The organism is Pseudomonas sp. PDM30 (assembly GCF_019218985.1).
GTDB lineage: Bacteria > Pseudomonadota > Gammaproteobacteria > Pseudomonadales > Pseudomonadaceae > Aquipseudomonas > Aquipseudomonas jessenii.
Genome location: NZ_JAHUWM010000010.1, coordinates 157527 through 173704 on the forward strand (window position 1 = coordinate 157527; position 16178 = coordinate 173704).

Annotated in this window: 18 protein-coding genes; 9 read left to right on the forward strand and 9 right to left on the reverse strand. The window is 55.1% G+C overall.

Annotation, left to right across the window (positions count from 1 at the left end; translation table 11 throughout):
- Positions 1-12: 12 nt before the first annotated feature.
- From hpaI to KW840_RS22540, 8 genes are all read right to left on the reverse strand, one after another.
- Positions 13-813 carry a 4-hydroxy-2-oxoheptanedioate aldolase gene (gene hpaI / locus KW840_RS22505; RefSeq protein WP_218497878.1) on the reverse strand — a complete coding sequence of 267 codons (801 nt, stop codon included), beginning with the start codon at positions 811-813 and terminating at the stop codon, positions 13-15.
- A gap of 18 nt (positions 814-831) precedes the next feature.
- A complete protein-coding gene (hpaH, locus tag KW840_RS22510) occupies positions 832-1635 on the reverse strand; it encodes a 2-oxo-hept-4-ene-1,7-dioate hydratase (protein WP_056723274.1) in 804 nt (267 codons plus the stop codon).
- A gap of 12 nt (positions 1636-1647) precedes the next feature.
- Positions 1648-2952 (reverse strand): MFS transporter, encoded by a 1305-nt coding sequence (locus KW840_RS22515; RefSeq protein WP_056723273.1) that lies wholly within the window; start codon positions 2950-2952, stop codon positions 1648-1650.
- Positions 2953-2996: 44 nt separating this feature from the next.
- The gene (locus KW840_RS22520; protein ID WP_218497879.1) at positions 2997-3389 is read right to left on the reverse strand and encodes a 5-carboxymethyl-2-hydroxymuconate Delta-isomerase; all 393 of its coding nucleotides are present in this window, start codon (positions 3387-3389) and stop codon (positions 2997-2999) included.
- 62 nt (positions 3390-3451) lie between these two features.
- A complete protein-coding gene (hpaD, locus tag KW840_RS22525) occupies positions 3452-4309 on the reverse strand; it encodes a 3,4-dihydroxyphenylacetate 2,3-dioxygenase (RefSeq protein ID WP_056723268.1) in 858 nt (285 codons plus the stop codon).
- Between the two features lie 107 nt (positions 4310-4416).
- Positions 4417-5877: a 5-carboxymethyl-2-hydroxymuconate semialdehyde dehydrogenase gene (gene hpaE / locus KW840_RS22530; RefSeq protein WP_056723266.1), complete on the reverse strand. Its 1461-nt coding sequence runs from the start codon at positions 5875-5877 to the stop codon at positions 4417-4419.
- A 5-nt stretch (positions 5878-5882) separates the two neighbouring features.
- A complete protein-coding gene (locus tag KW840_RS22535; protein WP_056723264.1) occupies positions 5883-6653 on the reverse strand; it encodes a fumarylacetoacetate hydrolase family protein in 771 nt (256 codons plus the stop codon).
- Positions 6650-7324 carry a fumarylacetoacetate hydrolase family protein gene (locus KW840_RS22540; protein WP_218497880.1) on the reverse strand — a complete coding sequence of 225 codons (675 nt, stop codon included), beginning with the start codon at positions 7322-7324 and terminating at the stop codon, positions 6650-6652. The genes KW840_RS22535 and KW840_RS22540 overlap by 4 nt, the downstream gene beginning before the upstream one ends.
- Positions 7325-7501: 177 nt before the next feature.
- On the opposite strand from KW840_RS22540, the gene hpaA reads away from it, so the two are divergent.
- Positions 7502-8404, forward strand: a complete 903-nt coding sequence (gene hpaA / locus KW840_RS22545; RefSeq protein WP_056723260.1) for a 4-hydroxyphenylacetate catabolism regulatory protein HpaA — start codon at positions 7502-7504, stop codon at positions 8402-8404.
- A 125-nt stretch (positions 8405-8529) separates the two neighbouring features.
- Positions 8530-8952, forward strand: a complete 423-nt coding sequence (gene hpaR / locus KW840_RS22550) for a homoprotocatechuate degradation operon regulator HpaR (protein WP_056723258.1) — start codon at positions 8530-8532, stop codon at positions 8950-8952.
- Between the two features lie 59 nt (positions 8953-9011).
- Here hpaR and KW840_RS22555 read toward each other — a convergent pair whose 3' ends face one another.
- Positions 9012-9575 (reverse strand): MarR family winged helix-turn-helix transcriptional regulator, encoded by a 564-nt coding sequence (locus tag KW840_RS22555; RefSeq protein WP_056723253.1) that lies wholly within the window; start codon positions 9573-9575, stop codon positions 9012-9014.
- A gap of 281 nt (positions 9576-9856) precedes the next feature.
- Here KW840_RS22555 and KW840_RS22560 point away from each other — a divergent pair, with 281 nt between their 5' ends.
- From KW840_RS22560 to KW840_RS22590, 7 genes are all read left to right on the forward strand, one after another.
- Positions 9857-11104: a Rieske 2Fe-2S domain-containing protein gene (locus KW840_RS22560; protein WP_090454420.1), complete on the forward strand. Its 1248-nt coding sequence runs from the start codon at positions 9857-9859 to the stop codon at positions 11102-11104.
- A gap of 77 nt (positions 11105-11181) precedes the next feature.
- Positions 11182-12141, forward strand: a complete 960-nt coding sequence (locus KW840_RS22565; protein ID WP_056723249.1) for a PDR/VanB family oxidoreductase — start codon at positions 11182-11184, stop codon at positions 12139-12141.
- 97 nt (positions 12142-12238) lie between these two features.
- Positions 12239-13084 carry an ABC transporter substrate-binding protein gene (locus KW840_RS22570; RefSeq protein ID WP_056723247.1) on the forward strand — a complete coding sequence of 282 codons (846 nt, stop codon included), beginning with the start codon at positions 12239-12241 and terminating at the stop codon, positions 13082-13084.
- Between the two features lie 13 nt (positions 13085-13097).
- Positions 13098-14087, forward strand: coding sequence for a fumarylacetoacetate hydrolase family protein (locus tag KW840_RS22575; protein WP_056723245.1), 990 nt, complete (start codon positions 13098-13100; stop codon positions 14085-14087).
- Positions 14088-14098: 11 nt separating this feature from the next.
- Complete coding sequence (locus KW840_RS22580; protein ID WP_056723243.1) at positions 14099-14569, forward strand: PaaI family thioesterase; 471 nt, start codon at positions 14099-14101, stop codon at positions 14567-14569.
- A 54-nt stretch (positions 14570-14623) separates the two neighbouring features.
- Positions 14624-15163 (forward strand): cupin domain-containing protein, encoded by a 540-nt coding sequence (locus KW840_RS22585; RefSeq protein ID WP_056723418.1) that lies wholly within the window; start codon positions 14624-14626, stop codon positions 15161-15163.
- A complete protein-coding gene (locus tag KW840_RS22590) occupies positions 15160-16086 on the forward strand; it encodes a 3-keto-5-aminohexanoate cleavage protein (protein ID WP_077431820.1) in 927 nt (308 codons plus the stop codon). The genes KW840_RS22585 and KW840_RS22590 overlap by 4 nt, the downstream gene beginning before the upstream one ends.
- The last annotated feature ends 92 nt before the right edge of the window (positions 16087-16178 follow it).

Genomic DNA, 16178 nt, shown 5'->3' on the forward strand with positions numbered 1-16178 from the left:
ATTAACCTGAAATCAGTAAACACCGCCGGTACTGATCGTGGCCGGGGTATTTCTGAACTTGCTTGTCAGTGCTTGCAGGCCTTGCATCAGTACGGAGGTGTCGACGCCGACCGCTACGAATGCCGCGCCGAGCTCGATGTAGCGTCTGGCCAATCTTTCGTCGGCGCTGAGAATGCCGGGCGCTTTGCCGGCATCGCGGATTCGTATGATGGTGTCTTCAATTACTGCTTGAACTTCGGGATGGCCCGGGTTACCGCGATGGCCCATCGCAGCGCTGAGGTCGGCAGGGCCGATAAACACCCCGTCAACGCCTTCGACGTTGACGATGGCATCCAGATTCTCCAGGCCTTTCAGGCTTTCAATCTGCACCAGCAGGCATATTTGCTCGTCAGCCTTGTCCAGGTAGCCGGGCACGCTGTTCCAGCGCGACGCCCGCGCCAACGCGCTGCCTACACCGCGCACGCCACTGGGCGGATAGTGCACGGCACGCACCAGCTCTCGCGCTTGTTCGGCGCTTTCGACCATCGGCACCAGTAAGGTCTGGGTGCCGATGTCCAAAATCTGTTTGATCAACGTTGTGTCGCCAGCGACAGGGCGGATCACTGGATGACTGGTGTAGGGCGCTATCGCCTGCAATTGGCCAAGCATGCTGCGTATATCATTGGGCGCATGCTCGCCGTCGATCAATAGCCAATCAAAGTCGGCATTGGCTGCCAGCTCTGCGCAGTAAGGGTTGGCCAGACCGAGCCAAAGGCCGATTTGAGCCTTGCCACTTTTCAGGCGTTGTTTGAATGTGTTGATTGGCATATCCATGAAACGGTCCTCAAGAAATCAGACGAAGCGGCAGGAGATGGAACCCAGCATGTCGTAGTCGACATGGAAGGTATCGCCTGGGTTCGCAGCCACCGGACGGGTAAACGACCCGCCCAGAATAATTTGCCCCGGTTGCAACGTGACATCGTATGGGGCGAGCTTGTTCGCCAGCCAGGCGACACCTTTCGCCGGGTGATTGAGCACGGCGGCAGAGACCCCTGATTCCTCGATCACGCCATTGCGGTACAAGACAGCGGGCACCTTGCGCAGGTCGACCTCGTGAGGGCGCACAGCACGGCCGCCCATTACCACCCCTGCGTTCGCCGCATTGTCGGAAATGGTGTCGAAGACCTTGCGCGTGGCTTTGGTCTCCGGATCGATCTGCTGGATACGCGCGTCAATGATTTCCAGGGCCGGGATCACCCATTCGGTAGCCTCCAGCACATCGAAAATAGTGACATTCGGGCCTTTGAGCGGCTTGCCGAGGATGAATGCCAACTCCACTTCGACGCGCGGCACGATAAAACGGTTGAAGGGGATGTCGGTGCCTTCGTCGAACAGCATGTCGTCAAGCAACGCCCCGTAATCCGGTTCTGTAATGTTAGATGAGACCTGCATGGCCCGAGAGGTCAGGCCAATCTTGTGCCCCACCAGCTTACGACCGTTCTTTATTTTCTGTGCCACCCAGGCTCGCTGAATGGCATAGGCATCTTCGATGGTGATCTGTGGATGCGCGAGGGAGAACTGCCCGACTTGCTTACGGGAGCGTTCGGCGTTGTCCAGTTGTGCAGCGGCTTGCTGGATGAATTCTTGATCGAGCATGACTTGGATCTCTTAATGAGGATTGACGATGGCGGCGGGCGTGCGCAGCACCAGGAAGGCGCCTGCGACGATCAATGCCGCGAGGACGTAGAGGGCAAGACTGGCGCTGTGGGTCGTGTCACGCATCCAGCCAATCAGATTGGGTGTCAGAAACGAGGCAATGCTTCCCAGAGAACTGATCAGGGCGATGCCCGCCGCCTGGGTGCTGTTTGACAGGAATGCGGGTGGTAGCTGCCAAAACATCGGCAGTGCGGCGCTCGCGCCCATACCCGCAATCACCAATCCGCCGATTACCATGAAGGGGTCGTCAGGCAAAAGGCCGGCTACGGCGATACCGAGGGCCGACATGAGCAATGGCACACTCAAGTGCCACCGACGTTCACGGCGACGATCCGATGACCGTCCGCAGGCGATCATGAAGCCGCAGCCGGCCAGGTAGGGCAGGGCACTGAGCAGGCCGACCTTGCCATCGCTGCCAATCCCGGAGCTGTGAATCAGGGTAGGCATCCAGAAAGCAAGCGTATTGACCGCCAGCATGACTGCGCAATAGATGCCCACCAGCAGCCAGACCTGAGGATCTCGCAGTATTCCGCCAAACGAAATGATGGGTTTGCGTTGTTCTTCGCTAGCCAGTTGCTTGCGCAGTTGCTCTTTCTGCTCACTGCTCAGCCAACTGACTGACTCGAAGTTGTCAGGCAACACCTTGAGTACCAGCAAACCGAGTAGTACGACTGGCGCGCCTTCAATCAGGAACATCCACTGCCACCCACGCAGGCCCCCAACATCATGAAAGCCTTGCAGGATACCGCCCGATAGAGGGCCACCGACAACCCCGGCCAGCGGCACGGCAATGGCAAACAACGCGGTAACCTGGGCGCGCCTGCTGGCCGGATACCAGCGGTTCAGATAGACCAGAATGCCCGGGAAAAATCCGGCCTCGGCGACGCCGAGCAAGAAGCGCAACGCGTAGAAACCTTCAGCGTTTTCGATCAATAGCATGCTGGTCGACAGAGTCCCCCAGACAACCATCAACAAAGCGATCCAGCGTCGTGGCCCAATGCGATCCAGGGCGATGTTGCTGGGTACTCCGAACATCGCGTAGGCAACAAAGAACAAGCCTGCACCGAAACCGTAGACGGTATCGCTGAATTGCAGGTCGGCGCCCATCTGCATCTTCGCGAAACCGATGTTTATCCGATCAAGATGGGCAAACAGGTAGCACACCAGCAGCAGTGGCATCAGCCGCAAGGTCACTGTACGGTGGGTCGATGTTGCGGCATCGCTCAAAGGCTGTGCAGCGGAAGTGGCTATGCTCATGATTTTGTACTTTTTGTGAGAGTGGCCGAGGGAAGAGGAAGGTTCTAGTTCGCCTGCTGATTGAGGAAGGCATGCACGTTGTTGAGCTTGAAATTAAGCTCGGGGTGGAGCTCGATCATCTCAAACGACAGAGCCAGCAAACGTTCTGCCTGCAGCGGTGCAAAGTGGGCGGTGATGACTTCGAACAGTTTTTCAGCGACCCGTCGACGTGTCGCCAGGTCGCGGCCGTGGCCAACCTTCAGCGTCATGTGGACAAAGGCGTAATTGTGTTTGCCGTCGGCCATACGCCACGTATCCAGTCGAACGCCGCGGCTACGGATACCTCCCAGCGGAAACACACCGCTGGCCCCCAGTGTCGTGTGGACTTTTTCAAAAAGGCCCGGCAGGTCGGCCTGTTGCTCGATGTTGTCGGTGTACTCGGCAATAAAATGCGGCATCGTGCCCTCCTGGTAGGTCGTTGTGCCGAGCGGCGGGCGAGCCCCTGCCGCTTGAGCGAAATTCAGAGCGGGAAAATGGCGTTGATCTGGCCGGTCCCGGAGCTGCCAAAGGGCTCCGTGAGAACTTCGACCGGCTTGTTGTAATCCGGCCCACCCAGCAGGCCCAAGAGCATTGCAGTGTCGTGCATTTTGCCCTCGCCGAAGCAGTGCTCGGCGTAGTCAGGAAGCATCGCGCAGAACTCTCTGAATCGACCTTCGCGCCACAGCTTGACCACGTGCATGTCGACCTGCTTGTCGAATTCGCGCGTCCAGTTGTGGATATTGGCTTCCGCTTCGCGATCGTCAGAGAAACGGTGTGAAAGAGAGCCGGAGGCCAGCACCAGGACTTTGCGGTCACTCTTCTCGATTGCGCGGCGTACGGCGGCGCCGAAAGCGAAGCTGTCTTCGAGACGATGCCAGGCACACCAGGCCGCGATGGAAATCACCTTGAGTTTTTCGGCTGCAGGTACATCCATGTGCATATAGCGCATGGGCACCAGGGTGCCGTATTCCAGTTCCAGACTCGGGATGTTATGCGACAGCGTGCGCACACCGGCCGCGTTGGCTTCTTCGGCGATCAGTTGTCCGAGCTCCGGGCAGCCTGGGTAGTGGTAAACCATGTCCTTGATGAAGTGCGGAAGTTCATTGCTTGTGTAAACGCCGCTGAAATGCTCACCGTTGTTCACGTGGTAGCCGCTGTTCACCAGCCAGTGCACGTCGAAGACGACGGCGGTATCAGCACCTAACTCACGCGCGCGCCGACCTATTTCCTTATGGCCTTCGATAGCTGCAGCACGACAACCGTGGTGTTTGCCCGGTAGTTCGGACAAGTACATCGACGGCACATGGCAGACTTTTGCTGCCAGGACGACTTCGCCCATGATGATTCTCCTGAAAGTATTTTTGTCGGTTCAATTACGCGGCCAGTGAAAACTGCGATGAGCCGATGCGCGCCTCATCGCGGTCTTCAGCAGCGGCTATCGGCTGCTCAGAGTCCCCAGCGAGGGATGTGATGATTGCCCATGGAAATGCAGACGTTCTTGATTTCGGCGAACACTTCGAAGCTGTATTGGCCACCTTCGCGCCCAGTACCGGAACCTTTCACTCCACCGAACGGCTGACGTAGATCGCGCACATTCTGGCTGTTGATGAATACCATGCCGGCTTCGATGCCGTAGGCTATTCGGTGCGCCTTACCGATGTCCTGGGTCCAGATGTAGGACGCTAGTCCGTATTCAGTGTCGTTAGCCAATTGCAGGGCCTCGGCTTCATCCTTGAACGGAATCAGGCACACCACCGGACCGAAGATTTCTTCCTGGGCAATTCGCATTTTATTGTTCACGTCGGCGAACACAGTCGGCTGGATAAACTGACCTTTGCTCAAGTGGGCTGGCAGGTTGGCTGGACGCTCCAGGCCGCCGGCGAGGAGGGTGGCGCCTTCTTCGATGCCGATCTTGATGTAGCCGGTGACCTTGTCGTAGTGGGCCTGGGTGATCATCGAGCCGACCTGGGTTTTCGGGTCTTGCGGATCCCCGACGATCAAGCGTTTGGCACGTGCCGCGAACTCAGCCACGAACTGCGGGTAAACACTTTCCTGAATGAAGATACGGCTACCGGCGGTGCAGCGCTCGCCATTGAGCGAGAAGATGGTGAACAGCGCCGCGTCGAGGGCACGCTCTAGATCGGCATCTTCGAAGATCAGCACCGGGGACTTGCCGCCCAGCTCCATGGAATACTTTTTCAGGCCGGCGGATTGCATGATTTTCTTGCCGGTGGCGGTGCCGCCGGTGAAGGAGATCGCTCGTACGTCCGGGTGCCTAACCAGCGCGTCACCGGCAGTCGCACCATAGCCCTGTATGACGTTGAGCACACCGTTCGGAATACCGGCTTCGACAGCCAGACGACCCAGCTCGTTGGCCGTCAGCGGCGACAGCTCGGACATTTTAAGCACGGCAGTGTTGCCCAGTGCCAGGCACGGCGCGGTCTTCCAGGTCGCCGTCATGAACGGCACGTTCCAGGGGGACACCAGGCCGCAAACGCCCACCGGCTGGTACAAGGTATAGTTGAGCATCTGGTCGTCGACCGGGTAGCTGTGGCCGTCCATGCGGGTGCAGACTTCGGCGAAAAAATCGAAGTTGTGCGAAGCTCGGGGGATCAACACGTTTTTGGTCTGATGGATCGGCAGGCCCGTGTCCAAGGTCTCCAGCTCGGCCAGATGAGGAACGTTTTGCTCAATCAGCTCGCCAAGTTTGCGCATGAGTCGTGCACGCTCTTTGGCTGGGGTATTGGCCCATTTAGGAAAGGCTTCCTTGGCCGCCGCCACCGCTTGTGCGACTTCTTCGGCACCGCCACTGGCCACTTCACCAATCGCTTCGCCGGTGGCCGGATTATAGTTGGTGAAGGTGTCTTTGCTTTCGACCTCACGGCCATTGATCCAATGTTTGATCATAATGTTCAAGCCTCTTTACGCGCGGAGAAAAAATCCGCTTCGCTGACAATTCGATTGACGAGGCGTCCAACGCCTTCGACTTCCACGATCACCTCATCACCCGGAACTACATCTGCAAGGCCTTCGGGCGTACCGGTGGCGATCATGTCGCCTGGCTGCAGGGTCATGAAACTGGACAGGTATTCGATCAGGTAAGGGATATCGAAGATCATGTCTTTGGTCGAGCCTTCCTGGCGAAGCTCACCATTGATCCAAGTGCGCAGTTTCAGATTGCCTGGTTCGGGGACATCTGCAACATCGACAATCCATGGACCGACCGGGGTCGTGGCGTCACGGTTTTTTACCCGCAAATTAGGGCGGTAGTAGTTTTCCAGGAAATCGCGGATCGCGTAGTCGTTGCATACGGTGTAACCCGCCAGATAGCTCAGCGCATCTTCACGCTTGACGTTGCGCGCAGGCTTGCCGATGACCGCAACCAGTTCGCACTCGTAGTGCATGTAGGCAACGTTGTCAGGTCTCCAGGTGATCTGATTGTGGCCGGTATAGGTGCCCGTAGATTTAACGAACACCAACGGTTCGGTTGGCGGCGCGAAGGCGAGTTCGGCAGCGTGATCGGCATAGTTCAGGCCGAGGGCAAACATGGTGCCATTGGCCGGTGGCAGCCACTCGACCTGGTCTTCGCCGAGGGAGCGGCCGTCGCTCAGATGCACGATGTTGTCTGCATCGACCGTGACGGAATGTATTTGACTTTCGAATCGGATACGAGCGTGTTTCATACGGTGCCCTCCTGCTCGGCAACGATGACATTGGTCAGGCATCCCAGACCTTGGATTTCTACGTCTACGCGGTCACCAGGCAGGACATCGACACGACCCAAAGGTGTGCCGGTGATCAACACATCTCCGGCATACAAGGTCATGAACTCGCTGATTTCGGCGATTAACTGAGGAATCTTGCGTACGAAGTTTGCGGTGGAGTCTTCTTGTCGAAGCTCGCCATTGACTCGTAGTTGCAGGGACAAGTCGTGCGGATTGGCAAGCTGTTCACGCGGTACGAACTCCGGGCCGATGGCACAGAAACCATCGCGACATTTTGCTTTCACGGCAGGGCGGTAGTAACTCTGTTCCGGAAGGCTGAATTCGTTGACGATGGTATAGCCAGCAACATGATCCAGAGCCTCGTCAGCGCTGACTCGACTCGCATCTTTGCCAATCACCACCCCCAGAGCCGGCCCAGGCTGCAATGAAATTCCTGCACCAGGATGCACCACGGCGCCGCCATGTACGTTGCGCGTATTGGGCGTCTTGATGAACAGAACCGGTTTGACGGGCAGCTTTTGGTACGGCGATTGCTCGAATTCAGAAAGGCGCTTCAGCAGCAATCCCTGGTAGTTCAGCGCTACACCGAGCAAGGTGCCGGTCGCGATGTCATGCAAGGCATGGCTCATGCTTCTCTCCTGGCAGTGGCGGGACGGGAGGTGTCCGGCCTAATTATTGTTAACATGTTATCGTTATAATTAATATGTTAATGATCGTCAAGCGCCTTATCGTTCATGGCGATTTACTCGCAACGAGTGCACCATGGGGGCGGGGGATGTCGGGACAAGAAAAATGAGAAATGTGTGATGAACGATCGGTATCCAATTCCTAACATCAACATCGGCCAGGTCTACGATCAGCGTTACAGCGATAGCGAAGTGCATTACGACAAGCTCGGCAACCTGGCGGGTTTCTTTGGTCGCAACATGCCAGTGCACCGCCACGATCGATTTTTTCAGGTGCATTACGTCAAGAGCGGAACGGTGAGGGTTTATCTCGATGATCAGCAGTACGTCGAGTCTGGCCCCATGTTTTTTCTCACCCCACCGACGATTCCCCATTCCTTCGTGACGGAGGCGGACAGCGATGGCCACGTGCTCACCGTTCGCCAGCAGTTGATCTGGCAATTGATCGAAAGCGATCCTGGGCTGGCATTGGGGCCGCAACTTCCCGCAGCCTGTGTGGCGCTTGATCACCTCAAGCCTGAGCAGCAAAGCGAATCGCGGCGTCTGGCATTTTTATTCGAAGAGCTGCGAGGGGAGATGAACAGTGGGGCCGCCGGTCACAGCGCAGCGGTGCTAAGCCTGACTCGACTGATCATGGTCAGCGTATTAAGGCTGTGCGCAAACCCTCTCGAAGCGACGCCTACGCGACGTGAAGACTTGCAGATCTTTCATCGATTCAATGCACTGATTGAAGAGCATTATCTGGAGCACTGGGCGCTTGGCCGTTATGCGCAGGCCATTGGCGTTACCGAAGCTCGGCTTAACGATGTCTGTAGGCGTATTGCCGATTTGCCGTCCAAACGCCTGGTGTTCGAAAGGGTCATGCAGGAAGCCAAGCGTTTGCTGTTGTTCACGGGCAGCTCGGCAAATGAAATCTGCTACCTGCTGGGTTTCAGGGATCCGGCGTATTTCAATCGTTTTTTCCAACGCAACGCACAAATAACGCCAGGAGAGTATCGCCTGCGACATTCGGGGTTTCGCTAATGACCTGTATTTCGGGTGACTGCAGCGGGGTTGTTTCTGGGGACAGGTGCGCGGCGACCTCCAGCCGGTTGCGCTACTGAAGCACCAACCGTAAGCTGTTGGCTGGTTCACATAGTCCACTCAATATGCCCAATCCCAGACCTTCCCTGACACTCACTTTGCTCCAGGCTCGCGAAGCGGTTATGACGTTTTTCCGTCCTGGCCTGAACGATCATGACTTGACCGAGCAGCAGTGGCGAGTCATTCGAATTCTTCGCCAACAGGGCGAACTGGAAAGTCATCAGTTGGCACATCAGGCTTGTATTCTAAAGCCCAGCATGAGTGGTGTGCTCAAGCGCCTGGAGCGCGATGGACTGGTCATTCGCAGGAAATCGGCTGAAGATCAGCGCCGCATTTTCCTCAATCTGACCGAGCAAGGGTATGAATGCTTTTTGTCGATGAGCGAAGGGATGGAGCGCAATTACCTCGAGATCCAGCGGCAGTTTGGTGAGAAAAAATTGCAGAAACTGCTCGAATTACTCGAAGATCTTAAAAAGATCAAGCCCTGAAAGGGGTGTCTGCTTTTCCAATCGGCGACATCCACTCATCCACCGTTTTGGACTGCTCATCACAGACCAGAATCGTCAGAGCGTGCGAGCGGGTTTTCACTAAGGGGGGTAATCTCCATCCACCCGGCCTCCAACGAATGCAACAGATGGCCAATCTGATCAAGCTCACCTTCTTTGCTATCGAGCGAATCGAGGCATTTTGAACTCGATTCCGCCAGACGGGTGATAGCGACATCTACCAAACGCATTCCTTCCTCACTCAATTGAATCAATTGGCCTCGGCGATCACGTGGATCGGGAATACGGTTGGCGACGCCGCGTTCTACCAATTTGTCCGCTCGATAGGTGGCGGCGCCCGACGTCACCTTCAGCAGACGAAAGACATCGGTAGGGCGCATGCAGTAAGGCGGGCCGCTTCGCCGTAAAGCGAACAGCAGCATGAGATCCTTCATCCCCAGTTCAAGGTCGTCCGCGATTACCTCTATGTGGTGATCGATCAACATGGCGAGGCTTCGGATTCGGAGTGTAATCGCCAATCCATGGTGATCCAGATCCGGACGTTCGTTACGCCATGCTTGCGCAACGGCCTCAGGGCTGGCGGCAGGAAACAATAAATCGCTCATGCAAAATCCATCAGGTGGCTTTGAGGTGATCATACCTCAGTGTGAACCGGGTGTGCCCTGCAGCTATGGCGCTGCCAGGGCTGTCATTGAGGCGATGAACCTCAGTGCACGGGAGTCGACGGAGCGCTCACGGCAAAGCGTTAACATGCTAACGAATTTTCTTGACGAGCTCTAAAAGCGAGAATAGCCTAAAACTATCTTAAAGACTGAGATACTTTGTTATTAAGATAGTTTTGGCCGCCTAGCTGCGGCTCTTCTAAAAAACAAGAACGGGGCTCGCTATGCTGACCGCTGAACAGAACCGCCTGCTGACGGACGTTTCCCCTGGCACACCTCTGCACAGGTATTGGAAAAGACAATGGATTCCTGCGCTGCGCAGTGAGGCGCTTGAGCCGGGAGGAACGCCACAACGTGTCGAATTGCTATGCGAAAAATATGTCGCCTTTCGCGCGGATGATGGTCATGTCGGATTCCTCCATGAGGCATGCCCCCATCGCGGCGTTTCGCTCGCGCTCGGTAGAAATGAAGGAAACCGCCTGACTTGCATCTTCCACGGCTGGAGTTTTGACACGCAGGGCAACTGCACCAAAATGCCAACCGAGAAGGACCAGGCTTTTTGCAAAAAGGTAAAGGGGCAAGGGTTCGAGGTGCGAGAGGGTGGCGGTATTGTCTGGGTGTACTTGGGTGAGGGCGAAGCGCCGGCCTTCACTGATTATGCATTCACCTATTTTGATCGTAAGCACGCCAGACCGCGGGCTTCCTATAACGAAGCGAACTGGTTGCAAAACGTCGAAACGTTAATGGACTCGGCCCATATCGGACTGCTGCACCATGACACCACGGCGAACCCGGAGCTTCCCCAGGCCGGGCTCCAGCTCGTCACTGGCAACGACACCCCCAAGTACACGCTCGAGAGCAAGCCGTATGGCTTACGGTCGTATTCGTTGCGCACCACGGGTCAGGAGCAGGACTACCTTCGGGTGACCGAGTTTGTAGCACCGGCGAGCGCGTTCATTGGTACCACCGAACAAGAAGCGGGATTTCTGATCATCGTAGTGCCGGTTAACAATACGCGCAGTCTTCAGTGGTATGTCTATTGGGATTCGCGCCAACCTATCGATGAAAACCTCCCGGATTTCGCGCTGGATGGTACTGATGAATCCGACGACAACTTCGCAGCGTCCCGCCAAGGTCTTCTCAACTATGGGCAAGATCGCGAAGCAATGCGTGCCGGTCGGAGCTGGACAGGCGTTCCGGGCGTTATTTTTGAGGATTACGCCGTTGCCGAGAGCATTCCCATTGTCGATCGGACGCGAGAGTTCCTGGGTAGCGGGGATCTCGCAATTGTCCGTTTACGGCGTGAATTGATGGAGCGGATTCGTCAATCGGAAGCCAATGAAGACAGCGTCCAGGCGCAGGCGAGCGACTACCGTTCATTGAGAGCGTTGGCTGACATGATTCCTGTTGGGACCGTCATTCAGGACTACACGGAGCAGAAGCGTCAAGAACGCAGAATGACTTATCTCTGAGCCCGTCAGGCCGTCAGCTCGATGAGCTGGCGGCCGAACGCTCCACTAACAATCCATGGTTCGGGCTAGGTTGCGAAATGCCAAACACATTCCAGGTGTACATCAAATCAGTCACCCATGAGGCAGATGGGGTACTGGCGTATGAGTTAAAAGGGCTGGAGGGTGTGACGCTTCCTGCATTTACTCCAGGGGCGCACATTGACGTCATTGCAGAGGGTATTCCTCTGCGTAGTTACTCCTTGCTGAACGATCCTTCCGAGAGAAATCGTTACGTCATAGCGGTAGCCAAAGACCCTAAAAGTCGTGGTGGATCGATCATGATTCACGAACGCTTGCGTCCTGGGGACAGGTTGCAGGTCAGTGAGCCAAGAAACCTGTTCCCCCTTGCTGAAGGCGAGCACCGTTCTGTGCTGATCGCGGGTGGGATAGGGGTTACGCCGCTTTGGTGTATGGCGCAGTACTTGAATAGCAAAAAAATGGACTGGGAGCTGCATTACTTCGCTCGTAGTGTTAACCACGCCGCGTTGATCGACGCGATGCAAGGCCACATCACCCAGGACAAGGTCCAGTTGCTGTTGGGGTACGACGTGGAGGCTACCGTCGCTCACATTCAGGAGGTTTTCCGTGGTGATGATGGAACCCGACATTACTATTGTTGTGGGCCGGCTGGGATGATTCAGGTCTATTCCGAGCAAGCAAAGGCGCTGTCCATCTCTGATGGCAGGGTTCACTTCGAGAGCTTTATACCGCTGCAGGAAGCCGCGACGTCGGGTGGGTATGAGATCGTACTGGCGAGGACCGGGAAGACTCTCAGGATGGAGCAGGGCAAAAGCATACTCGATGCGCTGATTGAAAACGGTGTTGAGATGATGCATTCCTGTCGCGAAGGCATCTGTGGTGCTTGTGAAGTGCGGGTGCTGGAGGGCACGCCAGACCATCGCGATTCAATTCTGAGCGAGGCGGAAAAGCAGGCAGGCAAGACGCTCTTTGTCTGCTGCTCGGGAAGCAAGACACCTCGTATGGTGTTAGACCTGTAATACCCCCCTTCTGACGGCTTAATCAAGCGATGGTCGCCTCGTTGACAATACGGTACGTATAGTTTTATATATGGGGTAATTTCAACGAGAATAAAAAATGTCCAACGACTCTCTTCGAGTGATGTGGTTTGTCCCTCCTGCTATTGCGGTATCAGCCTCGTGGCAAACGCCGGCGGATTTGCGTATCGAGTCTTCGATGACTCAATCGTCTGATGAGCAGTACTCGTCACTCTGTGCAGGAGAGGTCGACGCGGTCGTAACGTCAATCGACAACGTTTTGCACTGGAACCGCCGGCAAGGTCCACAAGACTTCGTGGTGATTGCTCAGATTGAAACCACCACGCCGTTACAACTGGTCGGTTCCTCGGCCCTATCCGCTCCTGCAGATTTGCGCGGTGCCAACATTCTGGTGGACGCCCCCGAGAACGGTTTTGTCATTGCCCTTCGAGCGCTACTCAAGGAAGCAGGGCTCCGCGCCGACGATTATCGCCTGACACCCGTTGGCGGGGTGCGTGAGCGGTTTGCGGCTCTTGTTGCGGGGGAGGGTGATGCGACCTTGCTCGGGCCTCCGTTCGACACCATGGCGGTTCAGCGGGGACTCAAGACTATTGCAACGATTCAGGGTGTATTTACCAATTTTCCTGGTCAAGGACTGGTCGTGAGGAAGTCGGCGAGTCAGGCGAATGACGCACTGAAAGCGTGGGTACGCATCCTCAGCGCAACACTTACGACCATGCCTGGCGACACGGTAAAGCTGACAGAGGCTTTGGAGCTGCTTGGCATGCCTGTCGAAGCAGTAAAAGCAATGGTGAATACATTTCCTGAAACGCTGATGCCTTCTCGCGAGGGTCTTGAGCTTCTTATTGGGCAGAGGGCTTTGCTAGGGTTGCCCGGCGCGGATTTTACCTATGAGCAAATTGTCGACGGCTCATTCTTACAATAATTCGGAGGTACACTTGAAGAAGTTCTCGCTCGGTACATTTTCTTTAAAAGCCAATCCACAGCAACGCTTTGCTGGCCTGGTTATTGACGCAAAGGTTATCCCAGTCAGTCGCGTGGCTGAGGAGTTCGGAGTTGATATTCTCCGAGAAAAAAGTGTGCTGTCGCTACTTGAAAACTGGGATGCCAGTTACGCCGCGCTCGAATCGATTGTCAATAAAGTCATTACGTCGTCCTGGTATGATGAAAATCAACTCACGTTTCGCCCTGCAGTTGATCTGCCGCGTCAAGTGTTCTGCACAGGCGCAAACTATCGAAAGCATGTAGTGGATTTGACCGTCGATTCAAATGTCGGTCCAGAAGGGCTAAGCAAGGAAGAATTGAGGACTTGGGCTGAAGACATGATGGATGACAGGGTCGCTAATGGAGAACCCTATGTATTCACCAAGCCCGTCTCTGCCATTTCGGGAGCCTATGACGACTTGGTTCTTCCTCCCACTACCAGCAAGCCTGACTGGGAGCTTGAGTTGGCCGTAGTGATAGGCAAGGAGGGGTACAATATCCGTGTGGAAGATGCCATGGATTATGTAGCCGGTTACACAATCGTCAATGACATTTCGGCTCGCGACCTCATTCCACGCACTGATTACAAGATGCTCGGTACTGACTGGCTCAGATCGAAAGGGCAGCCAGGCTTTCTTCCGCTTGGTCCGTATCTGGTTCCCAAGCAGTTCGTTGAAGATCCCCACAACCTCTCGATGCAACTGACAGTGTCCGGCAAAACAATGCAGGATGAGACGACGGCAGATATGCTTTTTGGGATTGAACAACAAATCGCATACATCTCGAAGTACGCAAAGCTATTGCCCGGCGATGTGATTTGTACAGGCTCCCCTGCAGGTAATGGAACTCATTACAATCGTTTCTTGCGCGACGGCGACATTATGGTTGGCACAATTGCCGGACTGGGTGCGCAACGGCAGAACTGCATCAGTCATTCAGGTTGAGGTAACGTCTTGTGCAAAAAATCATTGACAACCCAGACCGAGCTTTTTTGGAGCGTGCTATTTCAGAGGCCCAATTTGACATCCCGTTTGAATTGACTGCTGGATTAAGTGCACTTGGCGCGAGGTTGATTAATGGCGGCCTTGGCATTGTCGAACTTAGTTTCGAAGCGCCATTAACATCCCTTCAGGGAAATGGCGTTGTATCCGGTGGCACATTGATGACCATGCTCGACTATGCCATGGCTTTTGCAGTACTCAGCACGCTGCCCTGTGGGCAAACCTGTGCCACTACCAGCATTACGGTGAATATGCAGGCGGCTGCGAAGCCATCGTTGTTGAAAGCAAAGGCAACAGTTGAACGTGTGGGTCGTCAAATTGCGTTCGCCAGGGCCGAACTTCATGACCCTCAGCGAGAAGTGCTGATCGCCAGTTCGTCAGCAACATTTGTGGTTATGCCAGTGAGTCGCCTAAAGGCGGTATGACTCAAAAAATTTGATTAATAACGAAACTAAACGAACCGTTTTTGAGGTTGCATGATGAATAACATTACCGAAGTGGCTTATAAGCCAGTACGGAGGATTGTCACTGGTCACAACGAAGCTGGTGAGTCGATTATCACCAGTGACGCCAATACACCAAATGTTCTGGCACAAGCTGGTAAGCCGGTTGCACAGGTCGTCTGGGCAACGGGTGTTGGGCGTGCGGGCGGTTTGGATCCAGCGCCAGCCGGACACAAATTTGGTTTTCATTCTGATGAGGGTTCGCTTCTTCGAATAGTCGACTTCCCGCCAGATGAAGTTTATGACCAGGAAAAGTTGGTCGAATTTCTTGATAGTGAAGGTGTGCGCGACAAGAAAAAGCCTCGACATTTCTGGTTCCACAAAACGCAATCCCTTGATTACGCCGTGGTACTCGAGGGCGAGATTGTCGCGATGATGGATCACGGTGAGACCGTTATGCGGCCAGGAGACGTACTGGTACAGCGCGCAACCAACCACAGTTGGTCGAATCGTTCCGGGCGTAACTGTCGAATGCTGTTCGTCCTGTTAGCGCTGAAAGAAGGAGAAGAACTGTGAGAAAAATTATAATAACCGCCGCTATCACGGGCGGGGCACATACGCCGTCGATGTCTCCTCATCTCCCGGTTACTCCTCAGGAGATTGGCGATCAGGCGATCGAAGCGGTAAAAGCGGGAGCGGCGATCGTTCATCTTCACGCCCGAAACCCTGAGGATGGTCGTCCCACTGGCGACCCTGAAATCTTTCGTCAATTCGTCTCGAGAATTAAGGCCGAAACGGATGCCATCGTGAACATTTCTACGGGCGGTGGTGGCCCGGGAATGGCAATTAGCGAGCGTGCGGCGGCGGGTGTAGCGCTACAGCCGGAAATGTGCTCCCTGAACATGGGGTCTATAAACCTCAACCTTTCCGAAATGGCCAGCAAGGATCGAGAGTGGCGTTACAGCTGGGAAGTGGAGCATCTTAATGCCACAAAGGATCTGGTCTTCCGCAATACTTTTTCCGATATCGAATGGATCCTGCGAACCATTGGTGATACCGGTACCCGCTTTGAGTTCGAGTGTTACGACGTCAGCCACTTGTACACGCTGAAGTATTTCCTGGATAAAGGACTGGTTAAGCCGCCATTGTTCATCCAGACAATTTTTGGATTGCGTGGTGCCATGGGGGCTCATATCGAAGATGTGATGCATCAGAAGCGAACCGCAGATCGTCTATTTGGTGATCAGTATCACTGGTCAGTATTGGGCGCAGGTAAAGACCAGATGTCGCTAGCGACTCTCGCGGCCATTATGGGCGGCAACGTCAGAGTGGGTCTTGAAGATAGCTTGTACATCGGGCGCGGTGAGTTGGCGGTTTCTAATGCCGCACAAGTGCGGAAAATCCGAAGTATCGTGGAACAGTTGGGGTTTGAAATTGCTACACCTCAAGAGGCAAGGGAAATACTCGCGTTGAAAGGAAAGACAAATACTGCTTTCTAATTCGGTATTCATAAGGGTCATCCAGAGACGGCCCACCCTGTATTGTGAAATACACAAGCCGGCCATAAGGCCGGCTTTTTAGTATGGTAATC